General features: G+C 37.7%; 15 protein-coding genes, 1 tRNA gene and 1 riboswitch. Of the genes, 14 read left to right on the forward strand and 2 right to left on the reverse strand.

Annotated features, from left to right (window positions below; genetic code table 11):
• Positions 1 to 162: 162 nt before the first annotated feature.
• Positions 163 to 441, reverse strand: coding sequence for a helix-turn-helix transcriptional regulator (locus EO120_RS06580; protein WP_127134693.1), 279 nt, complete (start codon positions 439 to 441; stop codon positions 163 to 165).
• Between the two features lie 133 nt (positions 442 to 574).
• A riboswitch (cobalamin riboswitch) is annotated at positions 575 to 745 on the forward strand.
• Positions 746 to 1,073: 328 nt separating this feature from the next.
• Here EO120_RS06580 and EO120_RS06585 point away from each other — a divergent pair.
• The 6 genes from EO120_RS06585 to EO120_RS06610 all read left to right on the forward strand — a co-directional run bounded on the left by EO120_RS06585 (position 1,074) and on the right by EO120_RS06610 (position 8,550).
• A tRNA-Leu gene (locus EO120_RS06585) sits at positions 1,074 to 1,158 on the forward strand.
• Between the two features lie 81 nt (positions 1,159 to 1,239).
• Positions 1,240 to 4,530, forward strand: coding sequence for a transcription-repair coupling factor (gene mfd, locus EO120_RS06590; protein ID WP_127134694.1), 3,291 nt, complete (start codon positions 1,240 to 1,242; stop codon positions 4,528 to 4,530).
• On the forward strand, positions 4,527 to 6,134 hold the full coding sequence (locus tag EO120_RS06595; RefSeq protein ID WP_127134695.1) for a putative polysaccharide biosynthesis protein: 1,608 nt from the start codon (positions 4,527 to 4,529) through the stop codon (positions 6,132 to 6,134). The genes mfd and EO120_RS06595 overlap by 4 nt, the downstream gene beginning before the upstream one ends.
• Positions 6,118 to 6,900, forward strand: a complete 783-nt coding sequence (mazG, locus tag EO120_RS06600; RefSeq protein WP_127134696.1) for a nucleoside triphosphate pyrophosphohydrolase — start codon at positions 6,118 to 6,120, stop codon at positions 6,898 to 6,900. Before EO120_RS06595 ends, mazG begins: the two co-directional genes overlap by 17 nt.
• Before the next feature lie 53 nt (positions 6,901 to 6,953).
• A complete protein-coding gene (locus tag EO120_RS06605) occupies positions 6,954 to 7,253 on the forward strand; it encodes an HU family DNA-binding protein (protein WP_127134697.1) in 300 nt (99 codons plus the stop codon).
• Positions 7,254 to 7,428: 175 nt separating this feature from the next.
• A complete protein-coding gene (locus EO120_RS06610; RefSeq protein WP_127134698.1) occupies positions 7,429 to 8,550 on the forward strand; it encodes an MGDG synthase family glycosyltransferase in 1,122 nt (373 codons plus the stop codon).
• Positions 8,551 to 8,682: 132 nt separating this feature from the next.
• On the opposite strand, the gene EO120_RS06615 is transcribed toward EO120_RS06610, so the two are convergent.
• Entirely contained in the window at positions 8,683 to 9,003 is a 321-nt protein-coding gene (locus EO120_RS06615; RefSeq protein WP_127134699.1) for a hypothetical protein, read from the reverse strand.
• A 112-nt stretch (positions 9,004 to 9,115) separates the two neighbouring features.
• Between EO120_RS06615 and EO120_RS06620 the strand changes: the two genes are divergently transcribed.
• The 8 genes from EO120_RS06620 to EO120_RS06650 all read left to right on the forward strand — a co-directional run bounded on the left by EO120_RS06620 (position 9,116) and on the right by EO120_RS06650 (position 17,015).
• The gene (locus tag EO120_RS06620; protein WP_127134700.1) at positions 9,116 to 11,146 is read left to right on the forward strand and encodes an ABC-F family ATP-binding cassette domain-containing protein; all 2,031 of its coding nucleotides are present in this window, start codon (positions 9,116 to 9,118) and stop codon (positions 11,144 to 11,146) included.
• A 191-nt stretch (positions 11,147 to 11,337) separates the two neighbouring features.
• Entirely contained in the window at positions 11,338 to 12,804 is a 1,467-nt protein-coding gene (locus EO120_RS06625; protein ID WP_127134701.1) for a [FeFe] hydrogenase, group A, read from the forward strand.
• A 102-nt stretch (positions 12,805 to 12,906) separates the two neighbouring features.
• The gene (locus EO120_RS09170) at positions 12,907 to 13,083 is read left to right on the forward strand and encodes a hypothetical protein (protein WP_164725729.1); all 177 of its coding nucleotides are present in this window, start codon (positions 12,907 to 12,909) and stop codon (positions 13,081 to 13,083) included.
• A 254-nt stretch (positions 13,084 to 13,337) separates the two neighbouring features.
• Positions 13,338 to 13,793 (forward strand): PTS sugar transporter subunit IIA, encoded by a 456-nt coding sequence (locus tag EO120_RS06630; RefSeq protein ID WP_127134702.1) that lies wholly within the window; start codon positions 13,338 to 13,340, stop codon positions 13,791 to 13,793.
• Positions 13,794 to 13,808: 15 nt separating this feature from the next.
• Positions 13,809 to 14,084, forward strand: a complete 276-nt coding sequence (locus tag EO120_RS06635; RefSeq protein ID WP_005381928.1) for a PTS sugar transporter subunit IIB — start codon at positions 13,809 to 13,811, stop codon at positions 14,082 to 14,084.
• A gap of 20 nt (positions 14,085 to 14,104) precedes the next feature.
• Positions 14,105 to 15,472: a PTS ascorbate transporter subunit IIC gene (locus tag EO120_RS06640; RefSeq protein ID WP_127134703.1), complete on the forward strand. Its 1,368-nt coding sequence runs from the start codon at positions 14,105 to 14,107 to the stop codon at positions 15,470 to 15,472.
• Positions 15,472 to 15,867, forward strand: a complete 396-nt coding sequence (locus EO120_RS06645) for a YbaN family protein (protein ID WP_127134704.1) — start codon at positions 15,472 to 15,474, stop codon at positions 15,865 to 15,867. Before EO120_RS06640 ends, EO120_RS06645 begins: the two co-directional genes overlap by 1 nt.
• Before the next feature lie 257 nt (positions 15,868 to 16,124).
• The gene (locus EO120_RS06650; RefSeq protein ID WP_127134705.1) at positions 16,125 to 17,015 is read left to right on the forward strand and encodes an AraC family transcriptional regulator; all 891 of its coding nucleotides are present in this window, start codon (positions 16,125 to 16,127) and stop codon (positions 17,013 to 17,015) included.
• Positions 17,016 to 17,097 lie beyond the last annotated feature (82 nt).

The following is a 17,097-nucleotide window of genomic DNA, read 5'->3' on the forward strand; positions in this document are numbered from 1 at the left end:
TGGAATGAGCTACATATGTCTACAAATTTTCCAACTTATTGGGATTAGTCACACACACTTTTTGTCCTATAACCCAAAAACGAATAAAAGCGGTTTACTGGTGCTGTTATGAACACTCACTGAAACCGCTTGCTGTTGTTGAAATACTTGCTGTAATATCTTCTATTTTGCATGTGGTTGATCTGACTCAGCCACTACTTGTACAATAATTTGTTGATCAGACGGAATCTGGGTCATTAATACTGGCATAGGTATATTCATTGCTTGTGCAATCCCTTTGATTTGTCGAATTGATACTGAAACTGGAGTTCCATTATTGCTTTCATAATTAGCTTCTAAGGTTTCAATTTCAGATACTGAAAGGGAGGACGCTTTGGCGAAATCCTCTATAGATTGTTGATGATTTGTACGATAGTCTTTTATGATGTCTCCGATATACATATAATACCTCCATTCTTAACTATTATTATACATGATAGTTGTTAGTTATTTCACTATAAATAATAGTATTGAATATTTTATGAAAATATATTTGACTATTATATGTTGTAGTGGTACTATAAATGCATAGACAATTACATATTTGGGAATAGGTGCTGAAAAGCATAATAGAGAAGCTGGTTAAAGGCCAGCACGGTCCCGCCACTGTATGGTTGAGCGAGTCTAATTAAGTCACTGGGAAACTGGGAAGGCTAGATAAGCGATGATGCCGAGTCAGGAGAACTGCCTATTCAACATTCACCATTTGACCTACGAGTGATAGGGAGGAGAAGTTAGAGACTCCCTTTTTACGTGCATGTAAAAAGGATTTTTTATTAATAATAAGAAATTTTGAATGTCGTGGTCATGGTGGATTATACCTTTTGGTATTACCAACATGGCTTTTGTTATGTTGTTAATATATTTTTTGTAAATGTAGGGCATGCATTTATTCATCATCATCCAAAAAGAGATGGTCCCAGTATCTGGTTTTAAACAGTTGTTGGGACCATTTCTTTTTCGTTCATCAATATTTCATTTGAAAAATGATTGACGATATATGTAATAAGTGGTATTATTATTTCAGTTGGTACGCGGGAGTGGCGGAATTGGCAGACGCACCAGACTTAGGATCTGGCGCCTTACGGCGTGGGGGTTCAAGTCCCTTCTCCCGCACCACATTCTAATTAAATAGATAGTATGTCTTGTAAAGCTGGAATGAACAGGCTTACAAGGCTTTTTTATTATATATGGTGCACTATGACAATTTCATTTGATACAGTGCTTTCACAGAACCCATCTATTGTAGATGGGCTAAAGGCGTTTACGGCTAAAGGAAAATCTGCTATCTACGGATTAAGTGGATCTCAAAAGTCATTTCTTCTTAGTCGAGCCATTTCTTCCGACCAAGTAGGACCAACGATTATTGTTGTCCATGATAAGGAACACAAAGAGATGTGGGAGCGTGATTTAGCTTTTTTCTGGCCTCATATAGAGGTACTTTCTTTTCCTATAACGGATCGTGTAGACTTTACGACTGTAGCACGTAGCCTAGAGAACCAAGGTAATCAAATGCGCGCTCTCAGTCAATTGGCGTGGCAGAAACCGGTGGTGGTAATTGCAAATGCTGAAGAGGCATCACAATATGTGGTGAGTCCTCAGTATTTAAAACATGCTAGCGTGTATATCGAGCTTTCACAGACTATCGAGCGAGATGTATTATTAGAAACATTAGTACATATTGGATATGAACGAGTAGACCAGGTGGAACAACGTGGTCATTTTGCTGTGCGTGGAGATATTTTAGATATCTATCCTGTTAATAGCGATAAACCAATTCGTATAGAATTCTTTGGTGATGAAGTTGATACGATGCGATATTTTTCTATTGAAAGCCAACGATCTACGGAGCAAATTGATTCTTATACGATAACACCATTTTATATTAATGATACGGAGTCCAATAGTACATTATTATCTTATGCAGCAGAGGGTCTCATTATTTTTGATGAGCCAGGTCGTATTCAAGAATCATTAAAGAAGTTTTTAAAAGAAGATGTGGCTCATCGTCAAGGACATTGTGATTGGAATGAATTGCAACGCTCTGTAGAGGGAAAAGTACAAGTAGCCTTTACTTTTATGCAACAGCGCTCTATTGGTCTTAGTGGATTTACTTCCATAGGTATTCAAGGGAAAACGATGACTAGTTTTGAGCGCCAAATTCCGTTATTAATGGATGAAATTAAACAATGGCAGAAGCTAGAACATCAAGTGGTGTTAGTTCTCAATAATCAACAGCGTCGAGAAGGTGTTGAACGGTCTTTAGAAATAGATGGTATTGCCTATAGGTTTAGTGAAAGCTTTGATTATGAGCCCAATACGGTGCTCATTATGCAAGGTCTTCTTACTGATGGTTTTGAGTTACCTCATAGTAAACTTGCTGTTGTGGTAGAAGGTAATATCTATGGACAGCAAAAGCGTAAATTGCGTAATAAACCTAAAAAAGGGCAGGAAATAAATTATTTCACGGATTTGACCATTGGTGATTATGTAGTTCATAGTCAGCATGGAATAGGCAAATATATTGGACTTAAAACGATTGAAACAGAAGGTATTCATCGTGATTACATTGAGATTGCCTATGCGGGGACGGATCGATTATTTTTGCCTGCCAGTAATCTAGATCAGTTACAAAAATATATTGGCAATGAAGGTGATGTACCGCGTATCCATAAAATGGGCGGTAGTGATTGGCGCAAAGTAGTTACAAAAGCTAAGAAGGCTATTGATGATTTAGCCGATAAGCTGGTTGAATTGTACGCTAAGCGTGAAGTGGCAGAAGGTTTTGCTTTTTTACCAGATCAACCATGGCAACAAGAATTCGAAGACACTTTTCCTTATGAAGAGACGGAAGACCAATTACAAGCTGTTCGAGAAATTAAAGAATCTATGGAACGACCTATACCAATGGATAGATTATTGGCTGGTGATGTTGGTTTTGGTAAAACAGAAGTGGCTATGCGTGCCGTGTTTAAAGCTGTTATGAGTGGTAAACAAGTGGCTGTATTAGTACCTACTACGGTATTGGCACAACAGCATTATCAAACCTTTTTAAATCGATTTAATCCATTTGGTGTCAAGGTAGAGGTTATCAACCGATTTAGGTCGACGACGGAGAAAAAAGAAGTTGTTAAAGGTGTGGAAGCAGGTTCTGTAGATGTATTAATCGGCACCCACTCGCTATTAAATAAAAAGATCAAGTTTAAAGACTTAGGATTTCTCGTGGTAGATGAAGAACAACGATTTGGGGTAGCACAAAAGGAAAAATGGAAAGAATGGGCTAATCATATCGATGTACTCACATTAAGTGCTACACCGATACCTCGTACTTTGCATATGTCCCTTGTAGGGGTTCGAGAAATGTCTGTCATTAGTACACCACCAGAAGAGCGGTTACCTATACAAACTTATGTTGTGGAATACGATATGAACCTTGTAGCAGATGCGATAAAACGCGAATTAGCACGGGGAGGACAAGTATATTTCGTATATAATCGGGTCGCCTCTATAGAGCATATGGGTGAATTATTAGAAGCAGCATTGCCTGATTTACGCTATGCCATTGCTCATGGTCAAATGACTGGCCGTCAAATTGAAGAAATTATGACTGATTTCTATGAAGGCCATTATGATGTATTGCTTAGCACTAGTATTATTGAAACGGGCCTTGATGTGCCTAATGCGAACACAATTATTATTTATGATGCAGATCATTTAGGGCTTTCACAGTTATACCAAATGAGAGGGCGTGTAGGACGTTCTAGACGCCGTGCATATGCCTATTTCATGTATAGACCTGATAAAATGCTTTCAGAGGCTGCAGAAAAGCGTTTAAAAGCTATAGAAGAGTTTACAGAGTTAGGGGCAGGGTTTAAATTGGCTATGCGTGATTTAGAGATTCGCGGTGCTGGAAACCTATTGGGGGCTCAACAACATGGTAATATTGCGGCTGTCGGGTTCGGTATGTACGTATCTATGTTAGAAGAAGCTATCGCAAAAGCACAAAATAAAGAGGTAGTAAAAGATACTTCACCTGATCCAGCCATCGATCTCGAGGTAGATGCATTTATTGATGATGCGTATATCAAGGATAGTGCTCGTAAAATCTCTATTTATCAACGGTTATTACAAATAAAAACAAAGGCGCAATTAGATGATATGACAGATGAGCTTATCGACCGTTTTGGCACACCTACAGAGCCTGTAGATCGATTATTGCGTATTGCTCGTATTAAAGAGCAAGCTCGATTACTGGGGATAAAAAGTATTGCTCGTAGGGGGGAAGAACTCAATATCCATTGGCACGATGATTCGAAAATGGCATACTGGGATATGGGCGCTGTTAGTGAAGTGATGTGGAAGCACATGAAGTTTTTAGATACGAAACCAGCTACATTACAGGTGGCGTTAGTTGGACTCAAAGGGTCTATCCTATCTATTACGGAACAAGTAATGAAGGAATTATCTAAAACTTCAGAGGAGGGCCTATGAACCGATTTTTAAAGGGTGCTATGATTTTAACTATAGCTGGTATCATCGTCAAGGTTATTGGTGCTTTTAGCAAGGTATTAATTGCGCGCATATTAGGCGGTGAAGGTATAGGTTTGTATATGATGGCCTATCCCATTTATCAAATTATTGTCAGCATTTCTGCTGCTGGTATTCCTGTGGCTATTTCGATCATGATTGCTGAAAAACTGGCAAATCATGATATTCGCGGTGTTAATCAAGTATTTCGCATGTCCTTAAAGGTGTTAACCTTAGTGGGGATTGTATTTAGTATTGGTTTATATGCTAGTGCAAAATGGCTTATTCAATGGCAGATTATCACTGATCCTAGGGCGCTGATGCCGATTCAATTGTTGGCACCAGCCATCGTAGTCGTTACCATACTTAGCTGTTTTAGAGGGTATTTCCAAGGGTTCCAATACATGGTACCTACCGGGACTAGTCAAGTCTTTGAGCAAATATTTCGAGTTGGATCTATGGTAGGATTAGCCTACTATTTTATAGATCAAGGTTTGCATTTTGCAGCTGGCGGTGCTACATTTGCTACATTTCCGGGCGTGTTAGCAGGATTAGTAGTGCTAGTATATTTTTATTATCGGCAACGTAAGGCACGTCAACAATTAATAGCTGAGCAAAATGAATCGGCCCTTATGGAGTCGAATTGTGCTGTTATTAAGCGACTATTTGCTTTAGCTATTCCTGTATCTATGGCTAATATTATGCTTCCTATGGTATCTCTTATTGACACCTTTATTGTACCTAAACGACTAATGGATATAGGGTATTATTTGCACGAAGCGACTACACAATTTGGGTATTTAACAGGCATGGCAACCTCCTTGATTGGATTACCGATTATATTGACCACATCATTGGCTGCTAGCTTAGTACCTGCTGTATCCGAAGCTCATGCTATGCATGATATCACTCAGATTATTAAACGATCTAGGACGGCAATGAAAATTGCCAATTTGTTTACCATACCCGCCTGTATCGGCCTTTCTGTATTAGCCACACCAATTTCTTTATTAATTTATGCTACGCCTCACGCAGGACCAGTTATTGCTGTTATTAGTTTGAGCATCATTTTTCTTGGGTGGCAGCAAATTACAGCAGGTATTTTACAAGGGTTAGGACGTACAGTAATACCGTTGGTTTCTATTTGTATCGGTCTTGTAGTGAAAGCTGTATTAGACTATCAATTGACAGGATCTATCGAATTAGGTATTAACGGTGCTGCATGGGCAACGAATTTAAATTTTGCCATCGCTGGAGGCATTAATATCTGGTTTGTAAGAAAATACGTTGGCTCTATTGTGAAAGCGAAGGAATTATTGAAAATTCTTGTATCTGCCATGGCTATGGGAGGTGCTACACAAGTGACCTATACGTTCTTAGTAGAACTATTAGGTAATGGTCCATCGGTAGCTGCTGCTATTGTAGTTGCTATTGTAGTTTATGGCGTATCTTTGTGGCTTACGAAGGCGATTGTGAAAGATGATATCTATCATTTTCCAATTATAGGCAAACGATTACAGAAAAAACGTGACAAAGAGGAAGGGCGTTTATATGAAAAGCAATATTGATATAAATCCATTAGTTGACGTAGTAGATATTTTGCGTAGCCCTGAAGGGTGTTCTTGGGATAGGCAACAAACTCATGAGTCCTTGCGTCCTTATTTTATCGAAGAAACTTATGAAGTGATAGATGCTATCGACAATAAAGATATGGCTAATTTGCGTGAAGAATTAGGTGATGTATTATTACAAGTCGTTTTCCACAGTCAGTTAGCCGAAGAACATGGACATTTTACATTACAAGATGTTATTAATGATGTGTCAGCGAAAATGATTCGTCGTCATCCGAAGGTATTTGTAGATAAAAATAAGATGAATGATAATGAAAAAACATACACTTGGGATGAATTAAAAGCACAAGAAAATAAAAATATACGAAAATCTGTATTAGATGGTGTTTCAAAAGGATTGCCATCATTAATGGCTGCTCAGAAATTGCAAGATAAGGCTGGAAAGCTAGGATTTGACTGGAAGGAGCTCGATCCGATTTGGGAAAAAGTGAACGAAGAAATTGACGAATTTAAGGTAGCCGTAGCTGAAAATGATAGAGAAAATATGGAAAGCGAGGCTGGAGATGTGCTTTTTTCCTTGATTAATCTATTTAGATGGTATAAAATAAGCGGTGAAAATGCACTGAATCGCACAAACACTAAGTTCCGACAGCGTTTTTCACATGTAGAAGCTTGTGTTAACAAAAGTGATCGCTCATGGGAAGACTTTTCATTAGCTGAGCTGGATGCTTTTTGGGAGGAGGCTAAGGTGCAGGAAAAGTAACCAAGAGGTGAGTTAGTAATCTCGAGGTATTGTAATTTAAAGGAGGTTCTGTCATGAATAAAACAGAATTAATTGCAAGTGTTGCACAAAAAACTGAATTAACAAAAAAAGACGCTGAAAAAGCAGTAAAAGCTGTGTTCGATACAATTGCAGAAGAATTAGCTACTGGCGGTAAAGTACAAGTAATCGGTTTCGGTACTTTTGAAATCCGTGAACGCGCTGCTCGTGAAGGTCGCAACCCACAAAGCGGTGAAGTTATTACAATTGCTGCATCCAAATCCCCTGCATTCAAAGCTGGTAAAGGTTTGAAAGAACAAGTTAACGCAGCTCCTGCAAAAAAACGCAAAAAATAATCTAATATAGATTTTTAGGAGACCTCGTTGAGGTCTCTTTTTTTGCTTTATAGGACTCAATATATCAATAGACTAGAGGGATTAGATTCTATCGGTATGATGGTTGGAGGAAACTTCCTAGAAGGGATATTCTCACTAATTCAACTATGGTATAATCACAATGAAAGGATTGATTATGAACAACGAATATTCCCGAAAGGTCCTCATTGTGTCTGCCTCTATTGGTAGTGGACATATGCAGGCAGCCAGAGCTATAGAAGAATATTGGAAAGAAAAGGAGCCACAGGCTACCATTAGTCATGTAGATTTTTTGGATACCGAAACATTGTCATTGGAGCATATTATCAAAGGTACCTATATTAAGATGATTGATTTGTTTCCTATGCTCTATGATTTGATTTATCGTGCCTCTAAAGGCGAGCGTAAGGGAACTGTCATGCAGACAGTGCTGTCTTATTTGTTAAAAAGCCGTATGCTCAAGCTTATACAACAGGAAAATCCAGATGTAATGGTATTTACCCATCCATTTCCTTGTGGTGCAGCATGTATTTTAAAACGACAAGGTCATATTCAGATGCCTATTGTAGCCATTTTAACGGATTTTAGCAGTCATCAGTTTTGGTTATATCCTCAAGTAGATACTTATTTTGTTGCTACAGAAGGTATGGTGTCAGAAATGACGCAAGTCGGTATTGAAGCTGATAAAATTCACGTATCAGGTATCCCTGTGCGCCGATCTTTCTTTAAAGATGCCATTACACATTATGAAATGAAGAAACCTATTAAGGTTCTCGTTATGGGGGGCGGTTTAGGTTTAGGGTCTTTGGAAATTGCATTACAGCATCTTGATGCGGTATCCTCTATTGATGAAATTACCGTTGTAGCAGGACAGAATACATCACTTTATGAATCATTGGTAACACTGAGTGGGAAAATGAAAACAAAGACCACTGTATATGGATATACGTCGAATATATCGGAATTGATGAGCTCCACCACATTATTAGTTACAAAACCGGGTGCACTTACGTGCATGGAAGCCGTTACTATTGGATTGCCTATGGTATTTTTCAATGCTATTCCAGGCCAAGAGGTAGCTAATGCAGAGCTGCTAGAAAACCGTGGCTGTGCACGTTGGGCTCGAGATATTCATAATTTAGAAGACGTTGTAGCTGCGTTGTTAATTAATCCCAATCGGTTGCAACAAATGTCTGAAACGGCTCGACAGTGGCACGTAGATGGGGCTGCTAATATAGTAAATGAATTAATACGTGTATTAGATAGGGATTTAAAATAATCGTAATATAATATAGAAAGAGTCATGCTAGTGAACAAATGATTAATGTTAGTTTTATCTAAGCTTAACATTAAGGTCTAATCTAGCATGACTCTTTTGCTTTTATAGGATGAGTTTCAAAGGTAAGTTTTATTACTGAAATTCTTCAATATTTTCTTGTCGGATATTTTGTAAAGTGCAGAGTAAGTGGTCGATACTTTCTGCAGAAATCATTAATTCTTGTAATTGGTGAGAATCATGTAAGGTAACGCTCCATTGGAAGGAGTCATTATCGTCATATATATTAAATACGATATCCGTGTTGAGACTTTCAGGAATGTGTCCATCATCATCGGATACGGTGGCATAGGAACCATCATCTAATAATTCGATAAATAATGTATCATAACCATCAAAATCAATAAGTTCAAAACCGAGCTCATCATAAAAAGCTAATACTGTATCGTGTGTCATAAAATCCTCCTTACTATCGTCGCTATATATGTATTCTACTGAGGTCCTTCTATGACTGTCAATACCGTTCGTAGTATAATAGATACCATAAGCACAGTTGAGGAGTATTGCAATGAATGTTATTAGTTTACAACACATAGAAAAATCATATGGTACACGATTATTATTTACTGATGTATCAATCACTTTTACTAATCAAAAGCGATTGGGATTGGTTGGTATCAATGGAACTGGCAAATCTACATTTTTAAAAATATTGTCTAATCAAATGGAAGCTGATTCTGGGCATATTGAACGAAATGGCAAGGCCCAGGTATATTATTTGGCACAAACCCCAAAATTTAATGGTGAAGATAGTGTATTAACAGCTATTTTGGATGGGGCACATCCGCGGTTGCAATTGGTAAAAGCCTATGAGTTGGCTCGCATACGCTATGAAGGTATGCAGTCGGCAAATATTCATGATTTAGCGATTGAACGCCAATATATGCAGCGATTAGAGGAGATGGATCAGCAAAATGGGTGGCAAGTCGAACAAGAGGCTCGTATTATCCTGAATAAATTAGGATTTCCCAATGTACATCAACAAGTAGAGTTCTTATCAGGGGGACAAAAACGTCGTCTTGCATTGGGGCAAGCTTTGCTATATCCTTGTGATTTATTGTTATTGGATGAGCCTACAAATCATTTAGATGAGAATAGTATCGAGTGGCTTGAAACTTATTTGCGGAATCGTCCAGGAGGATTGCTCATCAGTACTCATGATAGGTATTTTTTAGATTCTGTATGCACAGGTATTTTAGAATTGTCTAATCGCCGTATGTATGAATATGAGGGGAATTATGAAACATATGTGGCGAATAAGGCAGATAGAGAAGCGAAACAAGCGGCTACAGAAGAAAAACGTCGTCAATTTCTAAAACGGGAGGTTGAATGGGTACGCCGAGGAGCACAGGCGCGTAGTACAAAGCAAAAGGCGAGACTACAGCGCTATGAGAACCTCAAAAATATGGAAAAAATCAGACGGACTGATCAATTAGACCCTATTGTTTTAAAAACACGACTAGGTAAAACTATATTTGATATAGAGCATCTCAGTTTTAATTTTGAGCAGCGCCCTATAATCCGAGATTTTACCTATCATGTGGTGCGCCACGACCGCATTGGTATTGTGGGGCCAAATGGAGTAGGGAAATCGACATTTATGAATATTTTGGATGGTATCTATAAACCATCTAGTGGGACTATTGGTAAAGGGGAAACGGTACGCATTGCTCATTTTAAACAGGAACTGCCTTCTTTTGATGAAGATATGCGCGTTCTTGACTATATTCGAGAGGATCATTCGTACATGGTGCTAGGAGATGGATCTACCTTGAGTGCAGGTCAAATGTTAGAACGGTTTTTGTTTACTCCTGAACTACATGGTGTTCCGATTCGTAAACTATCTGGTGGCGAGCGTCGCCGATTGTATCTGTTAAAACTATTAATGGGTGCGCCTAATGTGCTTTTGTTAGATGAACCGACCAATGATTTAGATATTCCAACTTTAGAAGTACTAGAAGATTTTCTCGATTCCTTTAGTGGTGTCATTGTTACTGTTTGTCATGATCGCTATTTCCTAGATCGTGTGGTAGATAAATTGTTTGTCTTTACTGGTGATGGTCATATTGATATTGTACATGGCTCGTATTCCGATTATAAGGCTGAACATAGTGAAATCTCAAATTCTCCATTTTACGTGCCAAATATAGAGCGTGATATAGAAGAATCACAAGGTGGTAAGTCTGAAGCATCGTATAGTGCCAATATATCAACTGGTATAGGACAACTGACAGGTACTGAAAGTTTACAAACTATTAATAGTGAACAATCGATATATTATACTCAAATGGAACCAGATGAAAATCAGGATTTAGAACCTGTTAAAAAAGCCCTCAACAAAGCAGAAGAGTCGGAGTATGCATCTATATTGGAAGAGTTGCCTAAACTAGAGCATCTTATTAAGGGTTTAGATGTTATGATTGGACAAGCGGGGACTGATTATGAGCAAATTCAATCGCTTATGACTGAACGCGAGAATGCACAGGCACAATTAGATAATCTTACAGAAAGATGGATTGAATTAGAAGATAGATTGTAGTATTCATTAATAAATCGATTAAGTGGCTTTAGAGAGACTTGTTTTTAGGTAATATAAAATATCAGTATGAACCATCATTTTCTAATTTCTATTTCGTATGGAAATTGATTTTGGAATGATTGATAAAATTTACAATTTGTAGTATAATTTCCTAGATTAACGATAACAACGTTACCTAAGTAGGAGGAACAATGAGTAAGTACGAATTTTTAGATCGCCGTGTGCCTATTGAAGAAGGCAATATCGCTCTTGTACAAGATTTATCTAAATGTAAAAACTGTTCTTTATGTCGTAAGGCCTGTGCTGTAGATATGGGCGTATTCGATTATTATGATTTGACAACAAATGGGGATCATCCGATTTGTATTCATTGTGGTCAATGTGCATCTATTTGCCCATTCGATTCCATTAATGAACGTTCTGAAATTGACGAAGTAAAGGCTGCTATTGCAGATCCAGATAAAATTGTGGTGTTCCAAACTGCACCAGCTGTTCGTGTAGGTTTAGGCGAAGAGTTCGGTATGGACATGGGAACATTTGTAGAAGGTAAAATGGTGGCAGCCCTTCGTAAATTAGGTGGCGATTATGTATTAGATACAAACTTTGGCGCTGATATGACTATCATGGAAGAAGCCAGCGAATTGATTGAACGTGTTGTAAACGGATCTGGCGAATTGCCACAATTCACATCTTGTTGTCCAGCATGGGTTAAGTTTGCTGAAACATTTTATCCAGAATTTTTGCCAAACTTGTCTACTGCTAAGAGCCCAATCTCCATGCAAGCACCAACGCAAAAAACATATTTTGCAGAAAAAATGAATCTTGATGCAAAACAAATCGTCGCTGTGTCTGTTACACCTTGTACGGCTAAGAAGTTTGAAATTCGTCGCGATGAAATGAATGCTTCCGCAGAATATTGGAATGAACCATCTATGCGCGATACAGATTACTGTATTACTACACGTGAATTGGCAAAATGGTTGCGCGCAGAAGATGTGAACTTCGATGAGTTAGAAGATTCCGCATTTGACCCATTGATGGGCGAAGCTTCTGGCGGTGGTATTATCTTTGGTAATACTGGCGGTGTTATGGAAGCGGCTATGCGTGCAGCTTATGAAATGGTAACTGGTGAAGATGCACCAAATTCCTTGATTCCATTTGAAGCAATTCGTGGTATGGATGGTGCTCGTGAAGCAGACGTAATTATTGGTGATAAAACATTACATGTTGCAGCTGTACACGGCACAGGTAATATGCGTAAATTTATTGAGCGCATGCGTGCAGAAAATATCCATTATGATTTCATCGAAGTTATGGCTTGTCGCGGTGGCTGTATCGGTGGTGGTGGTCAACCACGTGTGAAATTACCGATGGCCGATAAAGCTCGTGAAGCGCGTATTGCATCGTTGTATAATCGTGATAGCGAAGTGAAAATTAAAACATGTTGCGATAATCCAGAAATCAAAGCACTTTATGCAGAGTTTTTTGAGGGTAAGCCAATGAGTGAAAAAGCACATCATATGTTGCATACCCATTTTGTGAGCAGAGCTGAGGATTTAGGCCCAAATGGTGCTTGCACACCGGAAACTTGTCCAACATCTGTACCTAATTTGAAAAAAGCAGCAGAAGCGGCAAAAGCGGCATCAGAAAATAATTAATTTTATAACTTGAATATTTACTCTTGATAAACTGTATAAACTAACGTATAATTCTAAGTGTAAGAGAAACGTGTATCCTTATCTAATGATAGAGGTAGTATTATGGATAACGAAGTAGTGAAGGTTTGCAGTGGACGTAAGAAATTGCCTTTTAAGCGCATTGGACGAACATTTCGTTTAACCGATGATGAATATCGTGTTATACGACCTTTGATTGAAGCTATTAAGTCTCGCACTGATGAACGGTATCGACCTAAATCATTACCGTTAGATATATAGTTATTGGCACAGCATCTATTTATATATTATTTATAATATATTTCTCGTCTTCATTAGAGACACATACTCTTAATCTGCTGTGTGAATATAAAAAATTGGACCCGAAAGGGTCTAATTTTTTTGCTTTATAACATCTACTGGTATGAAAATCTGTTATTTTCTCATTTGTTTTTATAATTATTATAATTACCTATAGGCATTTCATTTATGTATCGCTATAATAGGGATATATAAGTTGTATAGGAGGTGTTAGTTTGTTACAAGACTTATTATCAGAGGATAATGTGTCATTTCATTATCCGGCTGAGACATGGGAAGATGTGATTCGTCATGGTGGTCAGCTCATGGTCGATGCTGGCTTTACGGAGCCTACATATACTGAGGCTATGATTGATGTAGTTCGTGACATGGGGCCATACATCGTATTGGCACCAGGTCTTGCTATGCCTCATGCGCGTCCAGAAATGGGAGTTAAGCACGTAGGTACGGCTCTAGTAACCTTAGAAAAGCCTATTGATTTTGGTAGTCTAGAAAATGATCCCGTATCAGTAGCTGTATTTTTATGTGCGCCGCATAAGGATGAACATATTCAATTGCTTACCGATATTGCAACTCTATTTGAGGATGAAGAGTTTCTTGATGCAGCGGTAAATTTTGAAAGTATTGAAGATGTACAAGCCTTTTTATTTGAACATCTTGATGAAGTGTAATTTTGGAGGTGGACTATGATTTCCATTTTAACTGTATGTGGTAATGGTATTGGTTCTAGTTTGATGTTAAAAATGAAAATCGAAGAAATTTGTGCTGAAAATAATATCGAAGCACAAGTAGAATCAATCGATTTTAACGCGGCTCAAGGTCGTAAGGCCGATTTAATTGTAACTGTAAAAGAACTGGCAGAACAATTTGAAGACAAAGATGTAGCTATTGTACGTAGTTATATTAATAAAAAGAAAATTAAAGAAGATATTTTGGAACGATTACAACAAATCGCTAAGTAATTCATAGGGGAGATAATTCTATGGAAATGATATTAGAATTCTTACGAGATGTATTGAGTCAGCCAGCCTTATTGATTGGTATTATGTCCTGTGTAGGTTTAATCGCTTTAAAACGACCATTTCATAAAATTATGACAGGTACGTTAAAGCCAATTCTTGGTTATTTAATGCTTGCTGCTGGTGCTGGTGTTATCGTTAGCAATCTTGATCCACTTGGAAAAATGATTGAACACGGATTCCATATTACAGGTGTTGTACCAAATAATGAAGCTATCGTGGCGGTAGCGCAAAAGGTACTTGGTGTTGAAACGATGTCTATTCTCGTTGTAGGCTTATTGATGAATTTATTAATTGCTCGTTTCACTAAATTTAAGTATGTATTCCTTACAGGTCATCATAGCTTATTTATGGCTTGTTTAATGTCTGCTGTGCTTGGTACTGTAGGTTTATCTGGTATTGAATTAATTCTTGTAGGTGGTTTCTTAATGGGCGCTTGGTCTGCTATTTCTCCAGCTATCGGTCAAAGTTATACTTCTAAAGTTACCGATGGAGATGAAATTGCCTTGGGCCATTTTGGTAGTTTAGGTTATTATCTATCTGCTTGGGTAGCAAAATATGTAGGTAAAGCAGAGGAAAGTACAGAAGATATTGAAATTCCTGAGAAATGGGGGTTCTTGCGTGATTCTACGTTATCTACTGCATTGACTATGATCGTATTTTATTTAATCGCAGCTATTGCTGCGGGCTCTGAATTTGTAGCAACTTTATCCGATTCTATGAGTCCATACCTATTTGCGGTTATGAGCGCTATGAACTTTTCTGTAGGTGTGGCTATCGTATATTCCGGCGTTCGTATGATCTTAGGTGATTTGATTCCTGCTTTCCAAGGTATTGCCACAAAAATCATTCCTAATGCAATTCCAGCAGTAGATTGTGCTGTATTCTTTACCTATGCACCAACAGCCGTTGTATTAGGCTTTATTAGTTCCTTTATCGGCGGTATCATCGGTATGCTTATTCTAGGTGCTATAGGTGGCGTACTTATCATTCCTGGTCTTGTACCACATTTCTTCTGTGGTGCAACAGCAGGTATTTATGGCAACGCTACAGGCGGTCGTCGTGGTGCTGCAGTAGGTGCATTCCTTAACGGTTTGGCAATTACATTCTTGCCAGCGTTAGCATTGCCAGTTCTAGGTCAATTAGGTTTCCAAAATACAACATTCGGTGATGCTGACTTTGCCGTAATGGGTCTCGTATTAGGTAATGCCTTTGAATGGATTGGTATGGCTGGTATTTATGGTGTCGTTGTTATTGCAGCCCTTGTTTTATTTATTCCTAATTTTATTAAAACAAAAGGGAAAGTTATTAACTACGTAGAAGAGGAGTAATGAAAACAACTGAGCAACATAGTAATGTAGTAATTCGATATATATTTTTGACCATTGGTACTATAAGTTTTTGCCTTGGTACAGCAGGTATCGTATTACCCATCTTGCCAACAGTTCCTTTTTATATGCTGACCCTATTTTGTTTAGCACGTGGATCTGAACGCTTTCACAGAATGTTTTTAGAGTCCCAATTATATAAAAAGACGGTTGGTGCGTATGAACGCGATAAAGCATTGACGTTGCGGGCAAAGTTGTCCATTCTCGTATCCGTTAGTGCCATAATGGCGGTTGGTGCCTATTTTAGTCAAGATATGCCTATTGCTCTAATGGTTATGGGCATTATATGGGTAGCGCATGTCATAGCATTAGCTTTTATTATTAAAACAAAAAAATAGGAACTTATATTCTTAGTTTTGAATATAGCCTCATGAATTAAATTGTTGTAGTTTAATTTATGAGGCTTATTTTATAGTACACTAGAATAACTCTCAACGAAGATCTTAATTGTTTTATATTACTAAAACGAACTAGCTTGTGTTTTTAAATTTAAAATGAATTATTACTAATTAGAAGTTGACAATGACTATCAATAAGTATATTATAATATAATATTAACGTTTATGTTTATAGTATTTGTGTATATGGTGATAGTATGAATCCACATAATCATGCGGTTTCACATGCTGGAACATCTATGTCAAGACATACGATATTTGACGGTATCGATTTGATGTTCTTAGATGTGAAGCAAGAGACGATTCAATTTTATGCTAAATCACATACCAAGACGTTTGCTATAAATCACTGTGAAGAAGGGCGCATTGAGTGCAAGTTCACATCTGGAGAGTATTTATATATGGGCCCAGGGGATATGTCGTTAGGGTGGCATACACGCTCCGCTTACCAACATGAAAATTACTTCCCTACAAAATTATTTAAAGGAATTGTATTATTAGTAGATGTTGAAAAGGCACAACCCGTATTAGATGCACTTGTTAGTGATTCTCGAATTGATTTGACTGAGCTGGCCAATCGGTTTTGTGAGCATTCTGATTTTGGTATGATGATGGAAGAAACGGAAACTGTTCGTCACATTTTTTCTAGTTTATATAATGTACCAGATCAAATAAAGGAGCACTATTTTAAATTAAAAGTGATTGAAATCTTTTTATTGTTATCTGTTATATCTACAGCTAATAATGAAAAAAGAAATACCTATAGAAAGCAGCAAGTTGATATTGTAAAAGCTGTATGTGAATATGTATCGACACAGTATATGAAGCGTATTACTATTGATTCCTTGTCTGAACAGTTTGATATTCCTACATCTACCCTGAAACGTTGCTTTAAAGGTGTATTTGGTACAACCATACATCAATATCTAAAAGAATGTCGTATTAATGCGGCGAAGAGATTGCTTCAAGACTCAGATCAGTCTATTTTAGAAATCGCTAATGCGGTAGGGTATGAGAATGGTAGTAAGTTTACGGGTGCATTTAAAGAGGCTACTGGTGTAACGCCAAGTGCTTATCGTAAGGTTTAAATAATTTGGAGCTTTATATTATTCTAGATAGAAATTTTGTGCTTTAGGCTAGGTTTGATAGTCTATGAAAATTAAATATTGT

The organism is Veillonella caviae (genome assembly GCF_003992125.1).
Lineage (GTDB): Bacteria > Bacillota > Negativicutes > Veillonellales > Veillonellaceae > Veillonella > Veillonella caviae.